The organism is Escherichia sp. WS33, from assembly GCF_046486385.1.
GTDB lineage: Bacteria > Pseudomonadota > Gammaproteobacteria > Enterobacterales > Enterobacteriaceae > ECMA0423.
In genome coordinates this window covers 17,412-40,166 of the sequence record NZ_JBJQLJ010000018.1, presented here as the reverse complement: position 1 = coordinate 40,166, position 22,755 = coordinate 17,412, and the positions used below count along the sequence as shown (strand labels likewise).

The window sequence follows — 22,755 nt, the reverse complement described above, 5'->3', positions numbered from 1 at the left end:
CTAAAACGTCGCAAACTTCTACCCTATCAGAGTCTGAAGTCTTCCCCAAGGTATACACGCTTAACGTGTTCGTCTTGTAAGATTTCTGTAGGCGTGCCGTGGGCGATCAAATGCCCCTGACTGACGATATAAGCGCGTTCACAAACCGCCAGTGTTTCACGCACGTTGTGGTCAGTGATCAGCACGCCCAGGCCGCTGTCGCGCAGGTGCTCAATGATGCGTTTAATGTCGATAACCGAGATCGGGTCAACCCCGGCAAACGGTTCGTCGAGCAGAATAAATTTCGGATTCGCAGCCAGTGCGCGGGCAATTTCTACACGGCGACGTTCACCCCCGGAGAGTGACTGCCCCATGCTGTCACGCAGGTGCTCAATGTGAAACTCTTCCATCAGCTCGTTCGCGCGGTCTTCACGTTGTTCAGCAGACAAGTCGTCACGAATTTGCAGTACCGCCATCAGGTTATCGTAAACGCTGAGGCGACGGAAAATGGAGGCTTCCTGTGGCAGATAGCCGATACCGCGGCGCGCGCGTGCATGCAGAGGCAGCAGACTGATATCGTCATCATCAATAATGATGTTGCCCGCATCGCGCGGCACAATGCCTACAACCATGTAGAAAGTGGTGGTCTTACCGGCACCGTTTGGCCCCAGCAGACCGACAATTTCCCCGGAGTTGACGGTCAGGCTGACGTCTTCTACCACGCGACGGCCTTTATAGGCTTTTGCAAGGTTCTTTGCAGTTAATGTTGCCATAACGAATTAATTACCCTTCTTCTGTGCCGGGGTCTGGCCTTTGTTGTTTTTGTCCTGCAGCTGCGACGGCACCAGAACGGTGGTTACGCGCTTGCCTTTGTCGCTGAAAGCCTGCATTTTCTGCTCTTTTACCAGGTAAGTGATCTTATCGCCCTTAATGTTGCTATCAACCTGCTGCAGATAAGCATTACCCGTCAGAACGACAAAATCTTTTGCCAGTTCGTAGTGCATCTGGGAAGCGTGACCTTCAACCGGTTTACCGTTGTCCTGCATCTGGTAGAACGTTGCCGGTTTACCGTAGCCGTCAATCACTTCTTTACCTTGTTCGCCGCCCGGACGGGTAACAACCACTTTGTCGGCATTAATTTTGATGGTGCCCTGGGTGACGATGACATTACCGGTAAAGGTAACCACGTTGCCTTGCATATCAAGAGATTGCTGGTCCGATTCAATGTGGATCGGCTGATCAGTGTCTCCGGTTACGGCAAATGCCGGAATGCTGGCGGCCAGAAGTGAGCTGGCAAGCACAAGATTAAGGCTGAGTTTGTTTGTTTTGAATTTCATAGGATGTTCTAACCTTTTCAATCAGCTCGGCGTTCTTGCTGCGTAAGTTGCCGCGCATTTTCAGACCGCTGGAGTTAAATGTTGTTCCGTATAACGTGACGAGGTCTTCAGAGGTAACATCCTGCGTCACCAGATTGATCTGCGCGTTATCCGTCGTGATTCTGCGAAGTTGAGAGTCCGGCACGAGTGCGTTGACTTCAACGTGTCCATATAAATAGAGCATCCGGTCATTGGTCAGCTTGGCTTTATCTGCTTTTACGGACCATGTCGGGATTTTATCCTTATCAAACGTGGTAAGTACCGGCTGCGTAAACCACGAAACGGCCTGATCGGAATAATATTCAACGTGTTGAGCAATCAATCGATAGCTTAGTGCCCCTTCTGGGTTATAGACGAGCGTGTCCGTATGCTCGCTTTTATAGGTGGGATCATTGTTGTTGACGACCACCTGGGCGGTATCGTCTTTTTCGGCCATATTAATGCCGATCATCACCAGAACCGCCAGTGATAGCACAATGATAACCCAACGTCTGGCTTTACTCATATCGATTGCCCTTTGGCTTCATCCAGTTTGCCCTGCGCCAGGAGTAATAAGTCGCAAACTTCGCGCACTGCGCCACGACCGCCAGCAATGCGCGTCACGTAATCGGCGCGCGGGATCAACAGTGGATGCGCATCGGCCACGGCGACGCTTAAACCCACTTTTTCCATTACCGGCCAGTCGATGAGATCATCGCCGACATAAGCCACATTTTCCGGGGCAATCGCCAATTTTTCCAGCAGATCGCTAAAGGCGATCAGTTTATTTGACTGCCCCTGATACAAGTGAGTGATCCCCAATGTGGCACAACGATCTTCTACCAGTTTAGCCTTTCGCCCGGTAATGATAGCGACTTCAATATCAGAGGTGAGCGCACAACGAATGCCATAACCGTCACGAACATTGAACGCTTTCAGCTCTTCGCCATTATTGCCCATATAAATCAGGCCATCTGACAGTACGCCATCGACATCGAGGATCAGCAGACGAATGTTCTCTGCTTTTGCTATAACGTCGGCGCTGACAGGGCCGTAACAGGTCGCAAGCGACGCACCTGCTTTGCTCATTGTTGTTTATCCTTGAATCTTTACACTACGCCTGCACGCAGTAAATCATGCATATGTAACACACCGAGTAAATGGTCGCCATCGGCAACCATCACGGAGGTGATATGGCGGGACTGCATTAAGTTCAGTGCCTCAACGGCCAGAATGCCAGGGCGCACACGTATTCCCCCCGGCGTCATCACATCGGCAATACTTAACTGACGAACATCCACGCCCATATCGAAGACACGGCGTAAATCACCGTCGGTAAAGATGCCTTCAATCATCATATTGTCATCGCAAATGACAGTCATACCAAGATTTTTGCGGGTAACTTCCAGCAATGCGTCACGCAGACTGGCCGTTTTCTTAACATGCGGGATCTCATCGCCCGTATGCATAATATCGTTTACGCGCAGCAGAAGTTTACGACCCAGTGCGCCGCCTGGGTGTGAGAGCGCAAAATCTTCAGCAGTAAAGCCGCGTGCTTTTAACAGCGCGACAGCGAGGGCATCGCCCATAACCAGCGTGGCGGTGGTGCTGCTGGTCGGTGCCAGCCCTAACGGACAGGCTTCTTTCGCTACTTTAACACACAGATGCACATCTGCGGCGCGCGCCATGCTGCTCTCCGGGCGACCGGTGATGCAGATTAACGGTACGTGAAGACGCTTAAGCACTGGAATTAAGGCCGTGATTTCGCTGGATTCACCTGAGTTAGAGATAGCAATCACCACATCCTGTGGGGTAACCATGCCTAAATCACCATGCGCGGCTTCACCAGGATGGACGAAAAATGAAGGTGTACCGGTGCTGGCAAACGTTGCCGCCATTTTGCGCCCGATGTGCCCCGATTTCCCCATCCCCATGACGACAACTTTCCCTTTACACCAGAACATCTTTTCACAAGCAAGCGTGAAATTCTGATTGATGTATTGATCAAGCTCCGCCAGGCATTCACGTTCAATCGCCAGGACTTCTTTACCTGCTTGCTGAAAGTCAAAACCCGGTTGTAACTCTACGTGCGACATAATGCGTTTCCAGTTATTCAACGAGTATTGGCGATAACCAGTACAACATCGCCAGCCATACGATAAATCCGCCAGTTAATAATACCCCTACACCACGGCCCGGTTGCGGGGAGCGCCGCCAGCACAGCAACGCAAAAATAATGCTCACCAGCAACATCACGCTGTAGTCACGACTGTACGCCAGTGGATCAATCTCTCCTGGCGTTATCAGCGCGGGTAAACCCAACACGATGACAATATTAAAAATGTTTGCGCCAATGATATTTCCGACAGCAATGTCGTTTTCACCTTTGCGAACCCCCGCTATTGCGGTTGCCAGTTCCGGCAGGCTGGTTCCGATAGCAATTGCCGTCAGACCCATCGTCAACTCGCTGATGGCAAAGTAATTCGCCAGCACCGTGGCGTTATCAACCACCATCCGCGTGGCCACTGGCATGATGATAAGCGCAATGCCGAGCCATAAAAACGCGACGGGCAATCCGCCGTCACGCGGCAGCTCTGCAAGCTGCTCTCTGGTCAGGCTGTCAGTCCCCTGACGTTCAGCCTGACGTGCAAGTTTAACAATGAACAGCAGCCATAGCACAGCCAGAAAGAGGAGAAAGATACCATCGCTGCGACTAAGTTGTCCGTCATAGAGTACGGAACCGGCCACCACGCTGACCAACAACATTAAGGGTAATTCACGGCGTAGAACATCAGAATGGACGGTAAAAGGACGAACCAGCGCAGCCAGACCGAGGATCAGCAATATATTGATAATGTTTGAGCCGAGGGCTGTACCAACGGCTAAATCGCGTTGTTCGTGCAGAGACGCGGCAAGCGAGACGATGATTTCTGGTAACGATGTACCAATACTGACCACCGTCATGCCGATGATCAGCGGCGGGATGCCAAAGGTTCGGCAAAGAATAGACGCGGCAAAAACCAGGCGGTCGGCACTGTAAACGACCAAAAGTAAACCAACAATTAACAGTGCCGTAGCTAAAAGCATCTAACGTCCTTTCTTCAGGTATACTCGCCGGTCCGCTGAAGATTTTCAGAAAGCCGTAACGGATTCTTAATTTTGACTTTATGCGGCTAAAAAGTAAAACAAATGCCAGCTTTCGCTAACCACGGCGGGTAATATTCTGTAAATATGTTGGGTTCAAGGTTAAATTGAGCGCCATGCTTAGAAAATCAACGCAAGACGAAGGGTGAATTATGGAGCAGTCTGTGGCGAATTTAGTCGATATGCGCGATGTCAGTTTTACGCGTGGCAATCGCTGCATCTTCGATAATATTTCCCTGACCGTGCCGCGAGGGAAGATCACGGCGATCATGGGGCCATCGGGCATCGGTAAAACGACGCTACTCCGTCTGATTGGCGGGCAAATCGCACCAGATCATGGTGAGATCCTTTTCGATGGTGAGAATATTCCGGCGATGTCTCGTTCGCGCCTGTATACAGTGCGCAAACGGATGAGCATGTTATTTCAGTCCGGGGCGTTGTTCACTGATATGAACGTATTTGACAACGTCGCCTATCCACTGCGCGAACATACCCAACTTCCCGCGCCATTGTTGCATAGTACGGTGATGATGAAGCTGGAGGCCGTGGGGCTGCGTGGAGCGGCTAAACTAATGCCTTCTGAACTTTCCGGTGGGATGGCGCGGCGTGCAGCGCTGGCGCGTGCGATTGCGCTGGAGCCGGATCTCATCATGTTTGATGAACCTTTTGTTGGGCAAGATCCCATCACCATGGGCGTACTGGTGAAGCTGATTTCTGAGCTGAACAGCGCGCTGGGCGTGACTTGTGTGGTGGTTTCTCACGATGTGCCGGAAGTGTTAAGTATTGCGGATCACGCCTGGATCCTGGCGGACAAAAAAATTGTCGCTCATGGCAGTGCCCAGGCGTTGCAGGCGAATCCTGATCCGCGCGTACGTCAGTTTCTGGACGGGATAGCTGACGGGCCTGTTCCGTTCCGCTATCCTGCCGGCGATTATCACGCTGATCTTTTACCAGGGAGTTAAGCCACTCATGCTGTTAAATGCGCTGGCGTCGCTCGGACATAAAGGGATTAAAACCCTGAGAACGTTCGGGCGGGCCGGGTTAATGTTATTCAATGCGCTGGTCGGCAAACCGGAATTTCGCAAACATGCGCCGCTGCTGGTGCGCCAGCTCTATAATGTCGGCGTCCTGTCGATGCTGATTATTGTGGTTTCTGGCGTGTTCATCGGAATGGTGTTGGGGCTGCAAGGTTATCTGGTTCTGACCACTTATAGTGCGGAAACCAGTCTGGGTATGCTGGTGGCGTTATCGCTACTGCGTGAACTGGGGCCGGTGGTTGCCGCGTTGTTGTTTGCCGGGCGTGCTGGTTCGGCGCTAACCGCAGAAATCGGCCTGATGCGCGCTACAGAGCAACTCTCCAGTATGGAGATGATGGCGGTGGATCCGCTGCGTCGGGTTATTTCTCCCCGTTTCTGGGCTGGGGTTATTTCATTACCACTGTTGACGGTTATTTTCGTCGCCGTGGGGATCTGGGGCGGATCTCTGGTCGGCGTCAGTTGGAAAGGCATTGATAGCGGGTTCTTCTGGTCGGCAATGCAAAATGCCGTCGACTGGCGTATGGATCTGGTCAACTGTCTGATTAAGAGCGTGGTGTTCGCCATCACGGTGACGTGGATTTCGTTGTTTAACGGCTACGACGCCATCCCGACGTCTGCCGGGATTAGCCGGGCAACCACTCGCACCGTTGTCCACTCGTCTCTGGCTGTTCTGGGGCTGGATTTTGTGCTGACCGCATTGATGTTTGGGAATTGAGTTCATGCAAACGAAAAAAAATGAAATTTGGGTGGGTATCTTTTTATTAGCAGCACTGCTGGCGGCGCTGTTTGTTTGCCTGAAGGCGGCGAACGTGACGTCCATACGTACTGAACCGACCTACACGCTTTATGCGACGTTCGATAACATTGGCGGCCTGAAAGCGCGCTCTCCGGTCAGTATTGGTGGCGTTGTTGTGGGTCGGGTGGCGGATATTACGCTGGACCCGAAAACCTATCTGCCGCGCGTAACGCTGGAAATTGAACAACGTTATAACCACATTCCAGATACCAGTTCGCTGAGCATTCGTACTTCCGGCCTGCTGGGGGAACAATATCTGGCATTAAACGTCGGTTTTGAAGACCCGGAACTGGGGACTGCTATCCTGAAGGATGGCGATACAATTCAGGACACTAAGTCTGCGATGGTGCTGGAAGATCTCATTGGTCAGTTCCTTTACGGTAGTAAAGGCGATGACAATAAGAATAGTGGCGATGCGCCAGCTGCTGCGCCAGGTAATAATGAAACCACTGAACCTGTGGGTACAACGAAATAATTTCAGGAGAACCGACGCATGTTTAAACGTTTAATGATGGTCGCTTTGCTGGTGATTGCACCTCTGAGTGCGGCAACCGCGGCAGACCAGACCAATCCTTATAAGCTGATGGACGAGGCGGCGCAGAAAACGTTCGATCGCCTGAAGAATGAGCAACCGCAAATTCGGGCCAACCCGGATTATCTGCGTACCATTGTTGATCAGGAACTGCTGCCATACGTACAGGTGAAATACGCCGGTGCGCTGGTGCTGGGCCAGTATTACAAGAGTGCGACCCCTGCTCAACGTGAAGCCTACTTTGCCGCTTTCCGTGAGTACCTGAAGCAGGCTTACGGTCAGGCGCTGGCGATGTATCACGGTCAAACCTATCAGATTGCGCCAGAACAGCCGCTGGGCGATAAAACCATTGTGCCGATTCGCGTTACCATTATTGATCCGAATGGCCGCCCGCCGGTGCGTCTGGACTTCCAGTGGCGTAAAAACTCCCAGACGGGCAACTGGCAGGCTTACGACATGATTGCTGAAGGCGTCAGTATGATCACCACCAAACAAAACGAGTGGGGAACGCTGCTGCGTACCAAAGGTATCGACGGCCTGACTGCGCAACTGAAATCGATTTCTCAACAGAAAATCACTCTGGAAGAGAAAAAATAATGAGCGAGTCACTGAGCTGGATGCAGACGGGTGACACGCTGGCGTTATCCGGAGAGCTGGATCAGGACGTTTTGCTACCGCTTTGGGAAATGCGTGAGGAAGCGGTGAAGGGGATTACCTGCATCGATCTTAGCCGTGTGTCCCGCGTGGATACGGGGGGACTGGCACTGCTGCTCCATCTTATCGATCTGGCGAAAAAGCAGGGCAACAATGTGACGCTTCAGGGGGTAAACGACAAAGTGTATACCCTGGCGAAATTGTATAATTTGCCTGCTGATGTTCTGCCTCGTTAAATTTTTTCAGGCCGGATATGGCGTTAACCGCCTGTCCGGCAAACCTGCCTGCAAGTCGAGCCTTGTCTGATTTATCAGCGAGGCTTTTTGCTTATTTATGCCAGCGCAACTTTGCTCTAAGATGTTTCGCTGGTTTATTAACTGATGATTGAAGATCCCATGGAAAATAATGAAATTCAGAGCGTGTTGATGAACGCTCTCTCCCTCCAGGAAGTCCACGTTTCCGGCGATGGCAGCCACTTTCAGGTTATTGCCGTGGGTGAGTTGTTTGACGGCATGAGTCGGGTTAAAAAACAGCAGACGGTCTATGGCCCGCTGATGGAATATATTGCGGATAACCGCATTCATGCTGTGTCGATCAAAGCGTATACCCCTGCGGAGTGGGCGCGCGATCGCAAACTGAACGGCTTTTGAGCTATGGGCGATTCGCCGGTAGCGGATATGAATTGTTAACTGAGAACAAACTAAATGGATAAATTTCGTGTTCAGGGGCCAACGAAGCTCCAGGGCGAAGTCACAATTTCCGGCGCTAAAAATGCTGCTCTGCCTATCCTTTTTGCCGCTCTACTGGCGGAAGAACCGGTAGAGATCCAGAACGTCCCAAAACTGAAAGACGTCGATACATCAATGAAGCTGCTAAGCCAGCTGGGTGCGAAAGTAGAACGTAATGGTTCTGTGCATATTGATGCCCGCGACGTTAATGTATTCTGCGCACCTTACGATCTGGTTAAAACCATGCGTGCTTCTATCTGGGCACTGGGGCCGCTGGTAGCGCGCTTTGGTCAGGGGCAAGTTTCACTGCCTGGCGGTTGTACGATCGGTGCGCGTCCGGTTGATCTACACATTTCTGGCCTCGAACAATTAGGCGCGACCATCAAACTGGAAGAAGGTTACGTTAAAGCTTCCGTCGATGGTCGTCTGAAAGGCGCACATATCGTGATGGATAAAGTCAGCGTTGGCGCAACGGTGACCATCATGTGTGCTGCAACCCTGGCGGAAGGTACCACGATTATTGAAAACGCAGCGCGTGAACCGGAAATCGTCGATACCGCGAACTTCCTGATTACGCTGGGTGCGAAAATTAGCGGTCAGGGCACCGATCGTATCGTCATCGAAGGTGTGGAACGTTTAGGCGGCGGTGTCTATCGCGTGCTACCGGATCGTATCGAAACCGGTACTTTCCTGGTGGCGGCGGCGATTTCTCGCGGCAAAATTATCTGCCGTAACGCGCAGCCAGATACTCTCGACGCCGTGCTGGCGAAACTGCGTGACGCTGGAGCGGACATCGAAGTCGGCGAAGACTGGATTAGCCTGGATATGCATGGCAAACGTCCGAAGGCTGTTAACGTACGTACCGCGCCGCATCCGGCATTCCCGACCGATATGCAGGCCCAGTTCACGCTGTTGAACCTGGTGGCAGAAGGGACCGGATTCATCACCGAAACGGTCTTTGAAAACCGCTTTATGCATGTGCCGGAGCTTAGCCGTATGGGCGCGCATGCCGAAATCGAAAGCAATACCGTTATTTGTCACGGTGTTGAAAAACTTTCTGGCGCACAGGTTATGGCAACCGATCTGCGTGCATCAGCAAGCCTGGTGCTGGCTGGCTGTATTGCGGAAGGGACGACGGTGGTTGATCGTATTTATCACATCGATCGTGGCTACGAACGCATTGAAGACAAACTGCGCGCTTTAGGTGCAAATATTGAGCGTGTGAAAGGCGAGTAATCGTCTGAGAGCTGGCAGCCCCGTTCGCGGGGCTACCGCCAGACCACTCATTTTTTCGGTTTAGTGTAGCTACGCATCAACTGCGTTCTGTCGATAAACTCATGGGTCTGCGGATCATGGTAGCGTGATGGCCAGATAACCCAGGGGTCAGTTCCCAGGGCTTTCGCAATAATCATCTCTCCTTTCGGCCATGGGCGCGATAATGCGTTTGCCAGCGTTGAGGAACTCAAACCATTTCTGCGAGACTCCGCCGCCATTGACGTTCCCTTCTTGCGCAAACCCGCAATGATGTCAGCGGGATGCCAGTCAATGAAATTACTTTCCATCTTTCCTCACTCCTTAAGTTAGTCGCTTTCATTCAGAACACTTCTTCTGTCGGGCATCACTATACTCCTGATGGCCTATTGCTCTAAAAAGTTCCTGTAAAGAGTGTGAATATTCAGAATATATAAAGATTCATCGCCCTTTTTTTCAGGTGTTATAGCGCTGAATTAGTGTTTTTATGGAATTTACTGGAATCATCCCGCGCACTGCGCGGGATGAAGGGAGGGGATTAACGATCGCGTTGAACAGCGATGTGCGCGAGGCCGATGAGTGCTTCTCGCCAAGGGGTGTCCGGGAGCACCTGTAATGCTGCGATGGCTTTGTCTGCTTCTTCCTCGGCACGCTGACGCGTCCATTCAAGAGATCCACAAGCGTTCATTGCTTCCAGAACCGGTTCCAGAAGATGGCGACCGTTACCCTGTTCGATGGCGGTACGGATCATCTGTGCCTGTTCTGGTGTGCCATGATGCATCGCATGCAGCAGCGGCAGCGTCGGTTTACCTTCGTTCAGATCGTCGCCGACATTTTTACCTAACTGTTCGCCATCGGCATTGTAATCGAGTAAATCGTCGATCAACTGGAAAGCAGTGCCGAGATAGCGCCCATAATCCTGCAGGCCTTTCTCCTCTTCCGGCGTACAGCCAGCCAGAATCCCGGAACACTGCGCGGCAGCCTCAAACAGACGCGCGGTTTTGCTATAGATAACGCGCATGTAGTTTTCTTCAGTGATGTCCGGATCGTTAACGTTCATCAGTTGCAGAACTTCACCTTCTGCGATGACGTTTACGGCTTCTGACATGACTTCCAGCACTTTGAGCGAACCGAGGCTGGTCATCATCTGGAACGCGCGGGTATAAATAAAATCGCCTACCAGCACGCTGGCGGCATTGCCAAATGCAGCGTTGGCGGTAGCTTTACCCCTGCGCATATCTGATTCATCCACAACGTCGTCGTGCAGCAGAGTCGCCGTGTGGATAAACTCGATCAGGGCAGCAATGGTGACATGCGCATTTCCCTCATAGCCAACAGCTCGTGCAGCCAGTACAGCAATCATCGGACGAATACGTTTACCGCCGCCGCTGACGATGTAATAGCCTAACTGATTGATCAGCTGGACGTCGGAATTAAGCTGCTCAAGGATTGCCGCATTAACACCCGCCATATCTTGCGCGGTTAACTCATTGATTTTTTCTAAATTCATCGCAAAAGCCGGGCTTTTCGCCCCGATTACCTTACTGTGAACAAAGGCAACTTAGGGTTTATGGTTAGGAATATAGAGTGATTGTACTGAAAAAATGGCACAGATAAACGTTACCGTACAAGTTGTGTTTTTTTTCTTCGTGTATTGACTGTAGCACTTGTCAAAGGCGTGCGTTTTGCGTAATATTCGCGCCCTATTGTGAATATTTATAGCGCACTCTGAATCATTGAAAAGGTGTGCGCGGAAGCGGAGTTTTATATGTACGCGGTTTTCCAAAGTGGTGGTAAACAACACCGAGTAAGCGAAGGTCAGACCGTTCGCCTGGAAAAGCTGGACATCGCAACTGGCGAAACTGTTGAGTTCGCTGAAGTGCTGATGATCGCAAACGGTGAAGAAGTCAAAATCGGCGTTCCTTTCGTTGATGGCGGCGTAATCAAAGCTGAAGTTGTTGCTCACGGTCGTGGCGAGAAAGTTAAAATCGTTAAGTTTCGTCGTCGTAAACACTATCGTAAGCAGCAGGGCCATCGTCAGTGGTTCACTGATGTGAAAATTACTGGCATCAGCGCCTAAGACCTGAGGAGAGATTTCAAATGGCACATAAAAAGGCTGGCGGCTCCACACGTAACGGTCGCGATTCAGAAGCTAAACGCCTGGGCGTTAAGCGTTTCGGTGGCGAATCCGTTCTGGCGGGTAGCATCATCGTTCGTCAACGTGGTACCAAATTCCACGCTGGCGCTAACGTAGGTTGCGGTCGTGACCACACTCTGTTTGCTAAAGCAGACGGTAAAGTGAAATTCGAAGTTAAAGGCCCGAAAAACCGTAAATTTATCAGCATCGAAGCTGAATAAGTTTTTCGCGTCCCGGTAACGGATGAAAGCCCCGCAACACGTTGCGGGGCTTTTTACATTCGATAACCGGTAAAAATGCGCATGGTGCGACGTTAATCCGCAAATGCGCTTTGCAGGGAATACGGTATGAAGCAGCAGGCAGGCATTGGCATTCTTTTGGCGCTCACCACAGCAATTTGCTGGGGGGCGTTGCCAATCGCAATGAAGCAGGTGCTGGAGGTGATGGAACCTCCGACAATCGTGTTTTACCGTTTCTTGATGGCGAGTATTGGCCTTGGTGCCATTCTTGCGGTGAAGAAGAGGTTGCCGCCATTACGCGTGTTTCGTAAGCCACGCTGGTTGATTTTGTTGTCAGTGGCGACCGCCGGGCTGTTTGGGAACTTCATCCTGTTCAGCTCATCCTTGCAATACCTGAGTCCGACCGCTTCGCAGGTGATTGGGCAACTCTCGCCAGTTGGCATGATGGTTGCCAGCGTATTTATCCTGAAAGAGAAAATGCGCAGCACTCAGGTTGTAGGGGCATTGATGCTCCTGAGCGGCCTGGTGATGTTTTTTAACACCAGTCTGGTCGAGATATTTACAAAGCTCACCGATTACACCTGGGGAGTTATCTTTGGGGTCGGTGCGGCGACGGTTTGGGTGAGTTATGGCGTGGCGCAAAAGGTTTTATTGCGTCGGCTGGCCTCACCGCAGATCCTGTTTTTACTGTACACTTTATGTACAATTGCGCTCTTCCCTCTGGCAAAGCCTGGAGTGATAGCGCAGCTTAGCCACTGGCAGCTCGCATGTTTAATTTTTTGCGGACTGAATACCTTGGTAGGATATGGCGCCCTGGCGGAAGCGATGGCTCGCTGGCAGGCAGCGCAGGTGAGCGCGATCATCACGCTCACCCCACTGTTTACGCTGTTTTTTTCAGATCTTTTATCACTGGCCTGGCCCGATTTCTTCGCCAGACCGATGTTAAACCTTTTAGGTTATCTCGGTGCGTTTGTCGTGGTTGCGGGCGCGATGTATTCCGCCATTGGTCATCGTATTTGGGGCGGATTACGTAAGCATACAACGGTGGTATCGCAACCCCGCGCAGGCGAATGATTTACGGAGAATAAAATGAAGTTTGTTGATGAAGCATCGATTCTGGTCGTTGCAGGTGATGGCGGTAATGGTTGCGTGAGCTTCCGCCGCGAAAAGTATATTCCGAAAGGCGGCCCGGATGGCGGCGACGGCGGTGATGGTGGTGACGTATGGATGGAAGCCGACGAGAACCTGAACACGCTTATCGATTATCGTTTTGAAAAATCTTTCCGTGCAGAGCGCGGTCAGAATGGCGCAAGCCGCGACTGTACCGGTAAGCGCGGTAAAGACGTCACAATTAAAGTGCCGGTAGGTACGCGTGTAATCGACCAGGGTACTGGTGAAACCATGGGCGATATGACCAAACACGGTCAGCGTCTGCTGGTTGCTAAGGGCGGCTGGCACGGTCTGGGCAATACCCGTTTCAAATCGTCAGTTAACCGTACACCACGGCAGAAAACTAACGGTACGCCGGGCGATAAGCGTGAGCTGCTGCTGGAGCTGATGCTGCTGGCTGACGTCGGTATGTTGGGGATGCCAAACGCGGGTAAATCGACCTTTATTCGTGCGGTATCGGCGGCTAAACCGAAAGTGGCGGATTATCCGTTTACCACTCTGGTGCCAAGTCTGGGTGTGGTACGAATGGACAACGAAAAGAGCTTCGTTGTTGCCGATATTCCAGGACTGATTGAAGGCGCTGCGGAAGGCGCAGGTCTGGGCATTCGCTTCCTGAAGCACCTGGAACGTTGCCGCGTCCTGTTGCACCTCATCGATATCGATCCGATTGACGGCACCGATCCGGTTGAAAACGCGCGTATTATTATCAGCGAGCTGGAAAAATACAGCCAGGATCTGGCGGCGAAACCACGTTGGTTAGTGTTCAATAAGATCGATCTGCTGGATAAGGCAGAAGCTGAAGAGAAAGCGAAAGCGATTGCTGAAGCGCTGGGCTGGGAAGATAAATATTATCTGATCTCTGCGGCGAGTGGACTGGGCGTGAAAGATCTCTGCTGGGATGTGATGACCTTTATCATTGAAAACCCGGTCGTGCAGGCTGAAGAAGCGAAACAGCCAGAGAAAGTCGAATTCATGTGGGATGATTATCATCGCCAGCAGCTTGAAGAGATTGCTGAAGAGGATGATGAGGACTGGGATGATGACTGGGACGAAGACGACGAAGAAGGCGTTGAGTTCATTTACAAGCGTTAATCAGCAAAACCCCGGCCATGTGCCGGGGTTTCTTTTTGACTAATTGTTCTGATAAATATCTTTATACAAACGGCTTTCAAAACGCACTAACGGAATACGGCGATTACGCTGATCCGCCGGTTCTACTGCATAGCCAGAAAGATATTGTACAAACGCCATTCGTTGCCCGCTCGCTGTGGTAATGAATCCCGCCAGGTTATATACCCCCTGCAACGAACCGGTTTTCGCTGAGACTTTTCCATCCACGCCCGCCTGATGCAGACCTGCACGGTACTGCAAAGAGCCGTCATAGCCCGCAAGCGGCAGCATGGAGATAAAGTTAAGTTCATTGTCGTGTTGGGCAATGTATTGCAGCACCTGCATCATGGTGGCGGGGGCAATCAGGTTATGCCGCGAAAGCCCTGAACCATCGGCAATAATGGTGTTTCCAATATCGACACCGGCTTGCTGGCGCAGGATCTGACGCACGGCGTCCGACCCGGCCCGCCATGTTCCAGGCACATTGAAGCGCGCATGGCCTATCATGCGGAAAACCGTATCGGCGATCATGTTGTCCGACTTTTTCAGCATAATCTTAAGCAGATCGTGCAACGGGGCCGACTGTTTACTGGCAACTACCGTTCCAGGTTCGTTAACCTGAGTCTGGCGCAGCAGTGTTCCGCTCCAGGTGATACCTGCCTGTTTTAACTCATCTTTCAGAATTGCCCCGGCATAGCTGGCTCCATCCTGCACGGCAAAAGCCAACGGGAGCGGCTCAGAACGTTGTGGCATGCATCCCGTCAGCGTAAAGCGGTTCAGGTCGCCTGGTACGACATCCAGTTCGCAGTATTGCGCTTCGGCAGAACCTCGGGGGAGGGTGCGTACCTGGCTGAACATCGTAACGGGGTAATAAGATGCCACGCGTATAAAAGCCATATCACCAGGTTTTGGGGCACTGTAGAGCGAGACGGAGAAACAGTTGCGGTCAACTATGGCAGCGGCAGGCGGAGCGCTAAAGCATTGTGTCATGTCATTCCATGGCCAGCCGGGGGCTTTATCGTGGCTGGCGAAAATGGAGGTATCTATCAACACATTGCCATCGATTTGGTTGACGCCAGATTTTTTCAAAGTCGCGACCATATTGCGAATATCCTGACGTTTTAACGTCGGATCGGCACCAAATCGCGCCACTAAGTCACCCTTAAGTACGCCGTTTTCCACATTGCCTTTGGTTTCAAGCGTCGTGGTGAAACGAAAATCGGGGCCGAGTTGAATCAACGCCGCCAGCGCAGTAATCACTTTCTGCGTACTGGCGGGCAGCGCCATCTGCTGACTGTGGTAATCAATAGCGGGGGCCGACGCGCCGACTTTTTGCACCATCAGGGCAAGGTTGGCACCAGCGGGGAGTTGAGTAACGTACTCATCAACATTCGCGGCCTGAACACTGAACGCTATACAGCTGGTCAATCCGATGATAAATCTGGAAAATCGCATAATCTCGCGCTAACAACCTGGAATCGAGCCGTCATACTACGGCGCAACGCCCTATAAAGTAAACGATGACCCTTCGGGAACTTCAGGGTAAAATGACTATCAAAATGTGAATTGTAGCTGACCTGGGACTTGTACCCGGGTCGGTATTTTTTTGCTTCTGGTCCCGGTGAGGAGTTATGCCGGGCAGGCCGAACAGCCGGGGTGGGTGAAGACTTGCCCCATCAGGAATATTCAAGAGGTATAACAAATGCAAGCTATTCCGATGACCTTACGCGGCGCTGAAAAATTACGCGAAGAGCTGGATTTTCTGAAATCTGTGCGCCGTCCTGAAATCATTGCTGCTATCGCGGAAGCGCGTGAGCATGGCGACCTGAAAGAAAACGCCGAATACCACGCAGCTCGTGAACAGCAGGGTTTCTGCGAAGGCCGTATTAAAGACATCGAAGCCAAGCTGTCGAACGCGCAGGTGATTGATGTCACCAAAATGCCCAACAATGGGCGCGTTATTTTTGGTGCTACCGTAACGGTGCTGAATCTGGATTCTGACGAAGAACAGACTTATCGCATCGTTGGCGATGACGAAGCTGACTTTAAACAAAACCTGATTTCTGTAAACTCGCCTATTGCTCGTGGCCTGATCGGCAAAGAAGAAGATGATGTTGTGGTCATCAAAACGCCGGGCGGCGAAGTAGAATTTGAAGTAATTAAGGTGGAATACCTGTAAGAATTACCCAATACTCAAGATGTTGATGTATTGTAAAGAAAGGAAAAAGGCCGCTATGCGGCCTTTTATCAACGAACAGAGCGTGGCATTTTGCTCTCCTGCCTGCGGAAAACCCCTCGTTTTACACAGCAAATGTGTGTAACTTTAGGATAATCTTAGCGTGGCAGCGAGATTTTACGTTCTTTAGTTGGGCGATAAAGCACCAGCGTTTTACCGATGACCTGTACATTACAGGCGCCGGTTTCGCGCACGATAGCTTCCACGATCAAGGTTTTAGTTTCGCGATCTTCGGTGGCGATTTTCACCTTGATGAGTTCATGGTGCTCTAACGCTTGTTCAATCTCGGCCAGCACCCCTTCGGTCAAACCATTACTGCCAAGCAGAACAACTGGCTTGAGCGGATGTGCCAGACCTTTCAGGTGCTGTTTTTGTTTAGTACTCAGATTCATCGTATTTTTTGCTTACGTTGGGATTGAAAACGGGTCATTCTACCGCCATCTCCCATATATCACCAAATAGGCGCGTAAAAATTTACGCAATTGGTTACGATGAGTTATCCCCATGGGAAAGTTAAATGACAGGTAAGAAGCGTTCTGCCAGCTCCAGCCGCTGGCTTCAGGAACACTTTAGCGATAAATATGTTCAACAGGCACAGAAAAAGGGGTTACGTTCCCGTGCCTGGTTTAAACTTGATGAAATACAGCAAAGTGACAAACTCTTTAAACCGGGAATGACGGTTGTCGACCTTGGTGCTGCTCCGGGTGGTTGGTCACAATATGTGGTCACCCAAATTGGCGGCAAAGGCCGCATCATCGCTTGCGATCTTTTACCTATGGATCCTATCGTTGGTGTGGACTTTCTTCAGGGCGATTTTCGTGATGAACTGGTGATGAAAGCACTGCTGGAGCGCGTTGGCGACAGCAAAGTCCAGGTTGTCATGTCCGATATGGCACCAAACATGAGCGGAACACCGGCGGTGGATATCCCCCGTGCCATGTATCTGGTGGAACTGGCGCTAGAAATGTGTCGTGATGTATTAGCGCCAGGTGGCAGTTTTGTAGTGAAGGTGTTCCAGGGCGAAGGTTTCGATGAGTATCTAAGGGAAATTCGCTCCCTGTTTACGAAGGTCAAAGTTCGTAAGCCGGACTCTTCTCGTGCACGTTCGCGGGAAGTGTATATTGTAGCGACCGGGCGTAAACCCTAACCGGGAGATTTCAGACGAAAGTTTGAAAGATGCTGGATATAGAGTATCCTGACGCTGTTTTTAACACAGTTGTAATAAGAGGTTAATCCCTTGAGTGACATGGCGAAAAACCTAATACTCTGGCTGGTCATTGCCGTTGTGCTGATGTCAGTATTCCAGAGCTTTGGGCCCAGCGAGTCTAATGGCCGTAAGGTGGATTACTCTACCTTCCTACAAGAGGTCAATAACGACCAGGTTCGTGAAGCGCGTATCAACGGACGTGAAATCAACGTTACCAAGAAAGATAGTAACCGTTATACCACTTACATTCCGGTTCAGGATCCGAAATTACTGGATAACCTGTTGACCAAGAACGTCAAGGTTGTCGGTGAACCGCCTGAAGAACCAAGCCTGCTGGCTTCTATCTTCATCTCCTGGTTCCCGATGCTGTTGCTGATTGGTGTCTGGATCTTCTTCATGCGTCAAATGCAGGGCGGCGGTGGCAAAGGTGCCATGTCGTTTGGTAAGAGCAAAGCGCGCATGCTGACGGAAGATCAGATCAAAACGACCTTTGCTGACGTTGCGGGCTGCGACGAAGCAAAAGAAGAAGTTGCTGAACTGGTAGAGTATCTGCGCGAGCCGAGCCGCTTCCAGAAACTCGGCGGTAAGATCCCGAAAGGCGTCCTGATGGTCGGTCCTCCGGGTACCGGTAAAACGTTGCTGGCGAAAGCGATTGCAGGCGAAGCGAAAGTTCCGTTCTTTACTATCTCCGGTTCTGACTTCGTAGAAATGTTCGTCGGTGTGGGTGCATCCCGTGTTCGTGACATGTTCGAACAGGCGAAGAAAGCGGCACCGTGCATCATCTTTATCGATGAAATCGACGCCGTAGGCCGCCAGCGTGGCGCTGGTCTGGGCGGTGGTCACGATGAACGTGAACAGACTCTGAACCAGATGCTGGTTGAGATGGATGGCTTCGAAGGTAACGAAGGTATCATCGTTATCGCCGCGACTAACCGTCCGGACGTTCTCGACCCGGCCCTGCTGCGTCCTGGCCGTTTCGACCGTCAGGTTGTGGTCGGCTTGCCAGATGTTCGCGGTCGTGAGCAGATCCTGAAAGTTCACATGCGTCGCGTACCATTGGCCCCCGATATCGACGCGGCAATCATTGCCCGTGGTACTCCTGGTTTCTCCGGTGCTGACCTGGCGAACCTGGTGAACGAAGCGGCACTGTTCGCTGCTCGTGGCAACAAACGCGTTGTGTCGATGGTTGAGTTCGAGAAAGCGAAAGACAAAATCATGATGGGTGCGGAACGTCGCTCCATGGTGATGACGGAAGCGCAGAAAGAATCAACGGCTTACCACGAAGCGGGTCATGCGATTATCGGTCGCCTGGTGCCGGAACACGATCCGGTGCACAAAGTGACGATTATCCCACGCGGTCGTGCGCTGGGTGTGACTTTCTTCTTGCCTGAGGGCGACGCAATCAGCGCCAGCCGTCAGAAACTGGAAAGCCAGATTTCTACGCTGTACGGTGGTCGTCTGGCAGAAGAGATCATCTATGGGCCGGAACATGTTTCTACCGGTGCGTCCAACGATATTAAAGTTGCGACCAATCTGGCACGTAACATGGTGACCCAGTGGGGCTTCTCTGAGAAATTGGGTCCACTGCTGTACGCGGAAGAAGAAGGTGAAGTATTCCTCGGCCGTAGCGTAGCGAAAGCGAAACATATGTCCGATGAAACTGCACGTATCATCGACCAGGAAGTGAAAGCACTGATTGAGCGTAACTATAATCGTGCGCGTCAGCTTCTGACCGACAATATGGATATTCTGCATGCGATGAAAGATGCTCTCATGAAATATGAGACTATCGACGCACCGCAGATTGATGACCTGATGGCACGTCGCGATGTACGTCCGCCAGCGGGCTGGGAAGAACCAGGCGCTTCTAACAATTCTGGCGACAATGGTAGTCCAAAGGCTCCTCGTCCGGTTGATGAACCGCGTACGCCGAACCCGGGTAACACCATGTCAGAGCAGTTAGGCGACAAGTAAGTTCCCGCATCAGATGACTGTATTTGTACCGAAAACCCCGGGGCGTGCTCCGGGGTTTTTTCTTATCAATTCATACCAGGGATAACATCATGAAACTCTTTGCCCAGGGTACTTCACTGGACCTTAGCCATCCTCACGTAATGGGGATCCTCAACGTCACGCCTGATTCCTTTTCGGATGGTGGCACGCATAACTCGCTGATAGATGCGGTGAAACATGCGAATCTGATGATCAATGCTGGCGCGACGATCATTGACGTTGGTGGCGAGTCCACGCGCCCAGGGGCGGCGGAAGTTAGCGTTGAAGAAGAGTTGCAACGTGTTATTCCTGTGGTTGAGGCAATTGCTCAACGCTTCGAAGTCTGGATCTCGGTCGATACATCCAAACCAGAAGTCATCCGTGAGTCAGCGAAAGTTGGCGCTCACATTATTAATGATATCCGCTCCCTTTCCGAACCTGGCGCTCTGGAGGCGGCTGCAGAAACCGGTTTACCGGTTTGTCTGATGCATATGCAGGGAAATCCAAAAACCATGCAGGAAGCTCCGAAGTATGACGATGTCTTTGCAGAAGTGAATCGCTACTTTATTGAGCAAATAGCACGTTGCGAGCAGGCGGGTATCGCAAAAGAGAAATTGTTGCTCGACCCCGGATTCGGTTTCGGTAAAAATCTCTCCCATAACTATTCATTACTGGCGCGCCTGGCTGAATTTCACCATTTCAACCTGCCGCTGTTGGTGGGTATGTCACGAAAATCGATGATTGGGCAGCTGCTGAACGTGGGGCCGTCCGAGCGCCTGAGCGGTAGTCTGGCCTGTGCGGTCATTGCCGCAATGCAAGGCGCGCACATCATTCGTGTTCATGACGTCAAAGAAACCGTAGAAGCGATGCGGGTGGTGGAAGCCACTCTGTCTGCAAAGGAAAACAAACGCTATGAGTAATCGTAAATATTTCGGTACCGATGGGATTCGTGGTCGTGTAGGGGATGCGCCGATCACACCTGATTTTGTGCTTAAGCTGGGTTGGGCCGCGGGTAAAGTGCTGGCGCGCCACGGCTCCCGTAAGATTATTATTGGTAAAGACACGCGTATTTCTGGCTATATGCTGGAGTCAGCACTGGAAGCGGGTCTGGCGGCAGCGGGCCTTTCCGCACTCTTCACTGGCCCGATGCCAACACCGGCCGTGGCTTATCTGACGCGTACCTTCCGCGCAGAGGCCGGAATTGTGATATCTGCATCGCATAACCCGTTCTACGATAATGGGATTAAATTCTTCTCTATCGACGGCACCAAACTGCCGGATGCGGTAGAAGAGGCCATCGAAGCGGAAATGGAAAAGGAGATCAGCTGCGTTGATTCGGCAGAACTGGGTAAAGCCAGCCGTATCGTTGATGCCGCGGGTCGCTATATCGAGTTTTGCAAAGCCACGTTCCCGAACGAACTTAGCCTCAGTGAACTGAAGATTGTGGTGGATTGTGCAAACGGTGCGACTTATCACATCGCGCCGAACGTGCTGCGCGAACTGGGGGCGAACGTTATCGCTATCGGTTGTGAGCCAAACGGTGTAAACATCAATGCCGAAGTGGGGGCTACCGACGTTCGCGCGCTCCAGGCTCGTGTGCTGGCTGAAAAAGCGGATCTCGGTATTGCCTTCGACGGCGATGGCGATCGCGTGATTATGGTCGACCATGAAGGCAATAAAGTCGATGGCGATCAGATCATGTATATCATCGCGCGTGAAGGTCTTCGTCAGGGCCAGCTGCGTGGTGGCGCTGTGGGTACATTGATGAGCAACATGGGGCTTGAACTGGCGCTGAAACAGTTAGGAATTCCATTTGCGCGCGCGAAAGTGGGTGACCGCTACGTACTGGAAAAAATGCAGGAGAAAGGCTGGCGTATCGGTGCAGAGAATTCCGGTCATGTGATCCTACTGGATAAAACTACTACCGGTGACGGCATCGTTGCTGGCTTGCAGGTGCTGGCGGCGATGGCACGTAACCATATGAGCCTGCACGACCTTTGCAGCGGCATGAAAATGTTCCCGCAGATTCTGGTTAACGTACGTTACACCGCAGGTAGCGGCGATCCACTTGAGCATGAGTCAGTTAAAGCCGTGACCGCAGAGGTTGAAGCTGCGCTGGGCAACCGTGGACGCGTGTTGCTGCGTAAATCCGGCACCGAACCGTTAATTCGCGTGATGGTGGAAGGCGAAGACGAAGCGCAGGTGACTGAATTTGCACACCGCATCGCCGATGCAGTAAAAGCCGTTTAAAGCGTTAGATAACTGGCTAAAAAGGCGGCGATTGTCGCCTTTTTTCTCAGCGAACACATCGGTTTTGCTGTTTTTTTCCGCAGTTGATACAATGCGATAAAATTGCCCTTGCGAAGGTCATTCGCTTTGGTTAGTATTCACACCCGCTTCAGTGGGAAAGATTAAAAACTCCCGCTTTATTGGTTGAAGCATTGGTACGCGGCAACTCCGCAAGGAACAGGTTGATTATGTACGAAGCTCTTTTAGTAGTTTTCCTTATTGTGGCAATTGGCCTTGTTGGTCTGATCATGCTGCAGCAAGGTAAAGGCGCTGATATGGGAGCCTCCTTCGGAGCAGGCGCTTCCGCTACGCTGTTTGGTTCAAGTGGTTCTGGTAACTTCATGACCCGCATGACGGCGCTGCTGGCAACGTTATTCTTCATCATCAGTCTGGTGCTGGGTAACATCAATAGCAACAAAACCAATAAAGGTAGCGAATGGGAAAATCTGAGTGCACCGGTGAAAACCGAACAAACTCAACCAGCTGCTCCGGCTAAGCCGACCAGCGATATCCCGAACTAAAAAGTAGTATCCGTGCCGAGGTGGTGGAATTGGTAGACACGCTACCTTGAGGTGGTAGTGCCCAATAGGGCTTACGGGTTCAAGTCCCGTCCTCGGTACCAAATTCCAGAAAAGAGACGCTGAAAAGCGTCTTTTTTCGTTTTGGTCCTGGTCTGAGGAATGGTTGTCAGGTATCTGTATCTCGTCCAGTTGCTTTACTCGTAGCTGGTACCTTGAAACGATGGTGCCGGTACGCCTTAGTTATAAACTTTTCCCTTCTGCTGACATAATTGGCACTTTATTGTGTCAACTCCAGTTCCGGTACGAATACGGATATGTTTACTTCTCGATAAACCATCCTGCTCCTGTCAGTATAACTACTGATGGCTACGTTCTGCG

27 protein-coding genes and 1 tRNA gene are annotated in these 22,755 nt (G+C 51.5%); 18 read left to right on the top strand and 10 right to left on the bottom strand.

What is annotated here, in order from left to right; translation table 11 throughout:
• Positions 1–26: 26 nt before the first annotated feature.
• Genes lptB through ACJHXA_RS15385 form a run of 6 tightly spaced genes read right to left on the bottom strand, consistent with a single transcriptional unit; the run spans position 27 to position 4,421 of the window.
• Positions 27–752 (bottom strand): LPS export ABC transporter ATP-binding protein, encoded by a 726-nt coding sequence (gene lptB, locus ACJHXA_RS15410; protein WP_000224099.1) that lies wholly within the window; start codon positions 750–752, stop codon positions 27–29.
• Positions 753–758: 6 nt separating this feature from the next.
• Positions 759–1,316 (bottom strand): lipopolysaccharide ABC transporter substrate-binding protein LptA, encoded by a 558-nt coding sequence (lptA, locus tag ACJHXA_RS15405; RefSeq protein WP_000669785.1) that lies wholly within the window; start codon positions 1,314–1,316, stop codon positions 759–761.
• Positions 1,285–1,860, bottom strand: coding sequence for an LPS export ABC transporter periplasmic protein LptC (lptC, locus tag ACJHXA_RS15400; protein WP_000030537.1), 576 nt, complete (start codon positions 1,858–1,860; stop codon positions 1,285–1,287). Before lptC ends, lptA begins: the two co-directional genes overlap by 32 nt.
• Complete coding sequence (gene kdsC / locus ACJHXA_RS15395; RefSeq protein WP_000030005.1) at positions 1,857–2,423, bottom strand: 3-deoxy-manno-octulosonate-8-phosphatase KdsC; 567 nt, start codon at positions 2,421–2,423, stop codon at positions 1,857–1,859. The genes lptC and kdsC overlap by 4 nt, the downstream gene beginning before the upstream one ends.
• Positions 2,424–2,443: 20 nt before the next feature.
• Positions 2,444–3,430, bottom strand: coding sequence for an arabinose-5-phosphate isomerase KdsD (gene kdsD / locus ACJHXA_RS15390; RefSeq protein ID WP_001295557.1), 987 nt, complete (start codon positions 3,428–3,430; stop codon positions 2,444–2,446).
• Positions 3,431–3,443: 13 nt separating this feature from the next.
• Entirely contained in the window at positions 3,444–4,421 is a 978-nt protein-coding gene (locus ACJHXA_RS15385) for a calcium/sodium antiporter (protein WP_000922872.1), read from the bottom strand.
• Between the two features lie 209 nt (positions 4,422–4,630).
• Between ACJHXA_RS15385 and mlaF the strand changes: the two genes are divergently transcribed.
• The 7 genes from mlaF to murA all read left to right on the top strand — a co-directional run bounded on the left by mlaF (position 4,631) and on the right by murA (position 9,461).
• Positions 4,631–5,440 carry a phospholipid ABC transporter ATP-binding protein MlaF gene (gene mlaF, locus ACJHXA_RS15380; protein WP_000438245.1) on the top strand — a complete coding sequence of 270 codons (810 nt, stop codon included), beginning with the start codon at positions 4,631–4,633 and terminating at the stop codon, positions 5,438–5,440.
• 7 nt (positions 5,441–5,447) lie between these two features.
• A complete protein-coding gene (mlaE, locus tag ACJHXA_RS15375; RefSeq protein WP_000925795.1) occupies positions 5,448–6,230 on the top strand; it encodes a lipid asymmetry maintenance ABC transporter permease subunit MlaE in 783 nt (260 codons plus the stop codon).
• Positions 6,231–6,234: 4 nt separating this feature from the next.
• Positions 6,235–6,786: an outer membrane lipid asymmetry maintenance protein MlaD gene (gene mlaD / locus ACJHXA_RS15370; protein ID WP_001296448.1), complete on the top strand. Its 552-nt coding sequence runs from the start codon at positions 6,235–6,237 to the stop codon at positions 6,784–6,786.
• A gap of 18 nt (positions 6,787–6,804) precedes the next feature.
• The gene (gene mlaC / locus ACJHXA_RS15365) at positions 6,805–7,440 is read left to right on the top strand and encodes a phospholipid-binding protein MlaC (protein WP_000476487.1); all 636 of its coding nucleotides are present in this window, start codon (positions 6,805–6,807) and stop codon (positions 7,438–7,440) included.
• Positions 7,440–7,733 carry a lipid asymmetry maintenance protein MlaB gene (gene mlaB / locus ACJHXA_RS15360; RefSeq protein WP_000004488.1) on the top strand — a complete coding sequence of 98 codons (294 nt, stop codon included), beginning with the start codon at positions 7,440–7,442 and terminating at the stop codon, positions 7,731–7,733. Before mlaC ends, mlaB begins: the two co-directional genes overlap by 1 nt.
• A 159-nt stretch (positions 7,734–7,892) precedes the next feature.
• Positions 7,893–8,147 carry a BolA family iron metabolism protein IbaG gene (gene ibaG, locus ACJHXA_RS15355; protein WP_000429656.1) on the top strand — a complete coding sequence of 85 codons (255 nt, stop codon included), beginning with the start codon at positions 7,893–7,895 and terminating at the stop codon, positions 8,145–8,147.
• Positions 8,148–8,201: 54 nt separating this feature from the next.
• Complete coding sequence (gene murA / locus ACJHXA_RS15350; protein WP_000357259.1) at positions 8,202–9,461, top strand: UDP-N-acetylglucosamine 1-carboxyvinyltransferase; 1,260 nt, start codon at positions 8,202–8,204, stop codon at positions 9,459–9,461.
• Positions 9,462–9,508: 47 nt separating this feature from the next.
• Here murA and sfsB read toward each other — a convergent pair whose 3' ends face one another.
• Both sfsB and ispB read right to left on the bottom strand, forming a co-directional pair.
• On the bottom strand, positions 9,509–9,787 hold the full coding sequence (sfsB, locus tag ACJHXA_RS15345) for a DNA-binding transcriptional regulator SfsB (protein ID WP_000445413.1): 279 nt from the start codon (positions 9,785–9,787) through the stop codon (positions 9,509–9,511).
• Between the two features lie 227 nt (positions 9,788–10,014).
• Positions 10,015–10,986, bottom strand: a complete 972-nt coding sequence (gene ispB, locus ACJHXA_RS15340; protein ID WP_001047336.1) for an octaprenyl diphosphate synthase — start codon at positions 10,984–10,986, stop codon at positions 10,015–10,017.
• A gap of 258 nt (positions 10,987–11,244) precedes the next feature.
• Here ispB and rplU point away from each other — a divergent pair, with 258 nt between their 5' ends.
• The 4 genes from rplU (at position 11,245) to cgtA (ending at position 14,114) form a co-directional block, all read left to right on the top strand.
• Positions 11,245–11,556: a 50S ribosomal protein L21 gene (rplU, locus tag ACJHXA_RS15335; RefSeq protein WP_000271401.1), complete on the top strand. Its 312-nt coding sequence runs from the start codon at positions 11,245–11,247 to the stop codon at positions 11,554–11,556.
• Positions 11,557–11,576: 20 nt separating this feature from the next.
• Complete coding sequence (rpmA, locus tag ACJHXA_RS15330; protein ID WP_000940595.1) at positions 11,577–11,834, top strand: 50S ribosomal protein L27; 258 nt, start codon at positions 11,577–11,579, stop codon at positions 11,832–11,834.
• Positions 11,835–11,960: 126 nt separating this feature from the next.
• Positions 11,961–12,926 carry a DMT family transporter gene (locus ACJHXA_RS15325; protein ID WP_103262031.1) on the top strand — a complete coding sequence of 322 codons (966 nt, stop codon included), beginning with the start codon at positions 11,961–11,963 and terminating at the stop codon, positions 12,924–12,926.
• A gap of 15 nt (positions 12,927–12,941) precedes the next feature.
• Positions 12,942–14,114 (top strand): Obg family GTPase CgtA, encoded by a 1,173-nt coding sequence (gene cgtA / locus ACJHXA_RS15320; protein WP_000673561.1) that lies wholly within the window; start codon positions 12,942–12,944, stop codon positions 14,112–14,114.
• Positions 14,115–14,153: 39 nt separating this feature from the next.
• Here the strand turns inward: cgtA and dacB are convergent, their stop codons facing one another.
• The gene (gene dacB, locus ACJHXA_RS15315) at positions 14,154–15,587 is read right to left on the bottom strand and encodes a serine-type D-Ala-D-Ala carboxypeptidase (protein ID WP_283512320.1); all 1,434 of its coding nucleotides are present in this window, start codon (positions 15,585–15,587) and stop codon (positions 14,154–14,156) included.
• Positions 15,588–15,834: 247 nt separating this feature from the next.
• Here dacB and greA point away from each other — a divergent pair, with 247 nt between their 5' ends.
• Positions 15,835–16,311, top strand: coding sequence for a transcription elongation factor GreA (greA, locus tag ACJHXA_RS15310; RefSeq protein WP_001148001.1), 477 nt, complete (start codon positions 15,835–15,837; stop codon positions 16,309–16,311).
• A 155-nt stretch (positions 16,312–16,466) separates the two neighbouring features.
• Here greA and yhbY read toward each other — a convergent pair whose 3' ends face one another.
• A complete protein-coding gene (yhbY, locus tag ACJHXA_RS15305; protein WP_001054420.1) occupies positions 16,467–16,760 on the bottom strand; it encodes a ribosome assembly RNA-binding protein YhbY in 294 nt (97 codons plus the stop codon).
• A 125-nt stretch (positions 16,761–16,885) separates the two neighbouring features.
• Here yhbY and rlmE point away from each other — a divergent pair, with 125 nt between their 5' ends.
• From rlmE to ACJHXA_RS15275, 6 genes are all read left to right on the top strand, one after another.
• The gene (gene rlmE / locus ACJHXA_RS15300) at positions 16,886–17,515 is read left to right on the top strand and encodes a 23S rRNA (uridine(2552)-2'-O)-methyltransferase RlmE (RefSeq protein WP_000145975.1); all 630 of its coding nucleotides are present in this window, start codon (positions 16,886–16,888) and stop codon (positions 17,513–17,515) included.
• A gap of 99 nt (positions 17,516–17,614) precedes the next feature.
• Positions 17,615–19,549, top strand: coding sequence for an ATP-dependent zinc metalloprotease FtsH (gene ftsH, locus ACJHXA_RS15295; RefSeq protein WP_001107467.1), 1,935 nt, complete (start codon positions 17,615–17,617; stop codon positions 19,547–19,549).
• Positions 19,550–19,638: 89 nt separating this feature from the next.
• Positions 19,639–20,487: a dihydropteroate synthase gene (gene folP / locus ACJHXA_RS15290; protein WP_000764731.1), complete on the top strand. Its 849-nt coding sequence runs from the start codon at positions 19,639–19,641 to the stop codon at positions 20,485–20,487.
• Complete coding sequence (glmM, locus tag ACJHXA_RS15285) at positions 20,480–21,817, top strand: phosphoglucosamine mutase (RefSeq protein ID WP_000071134.1); 1,338 nt, start codon at positions 20,480–20,482, stop codon at positions 21,815–21,817. Before folP ends, glmM begins: the two co-directional genes overlap by 8 nt.
• Before the next feature lie 227 nt (positions 21,818–22,044).
• Positions 22,045–22,377 carry a preprotein translocase subunit SecG gene (gene secG / locus ACJHXA_RS15280; RefSeq protein ID WP_001297427.1) on the top strand — a complete coding sequence of 111 codons (333 nt, stop codon included), beginning with the start codon at positions 22,045–22,047 and terminating at the stop codon, positions 22,375–22,377.
• A 14-nt stretch (positions 22,378–22,391) separates the two neighbouring features.
• Positions 22,392–22,478: transfer RNA gene (locus ACJHXA_RS15275), tRNA-Leu, on the top strand.
• Positions 22,479–22,755: the final 277 nt, after the last annotated feature.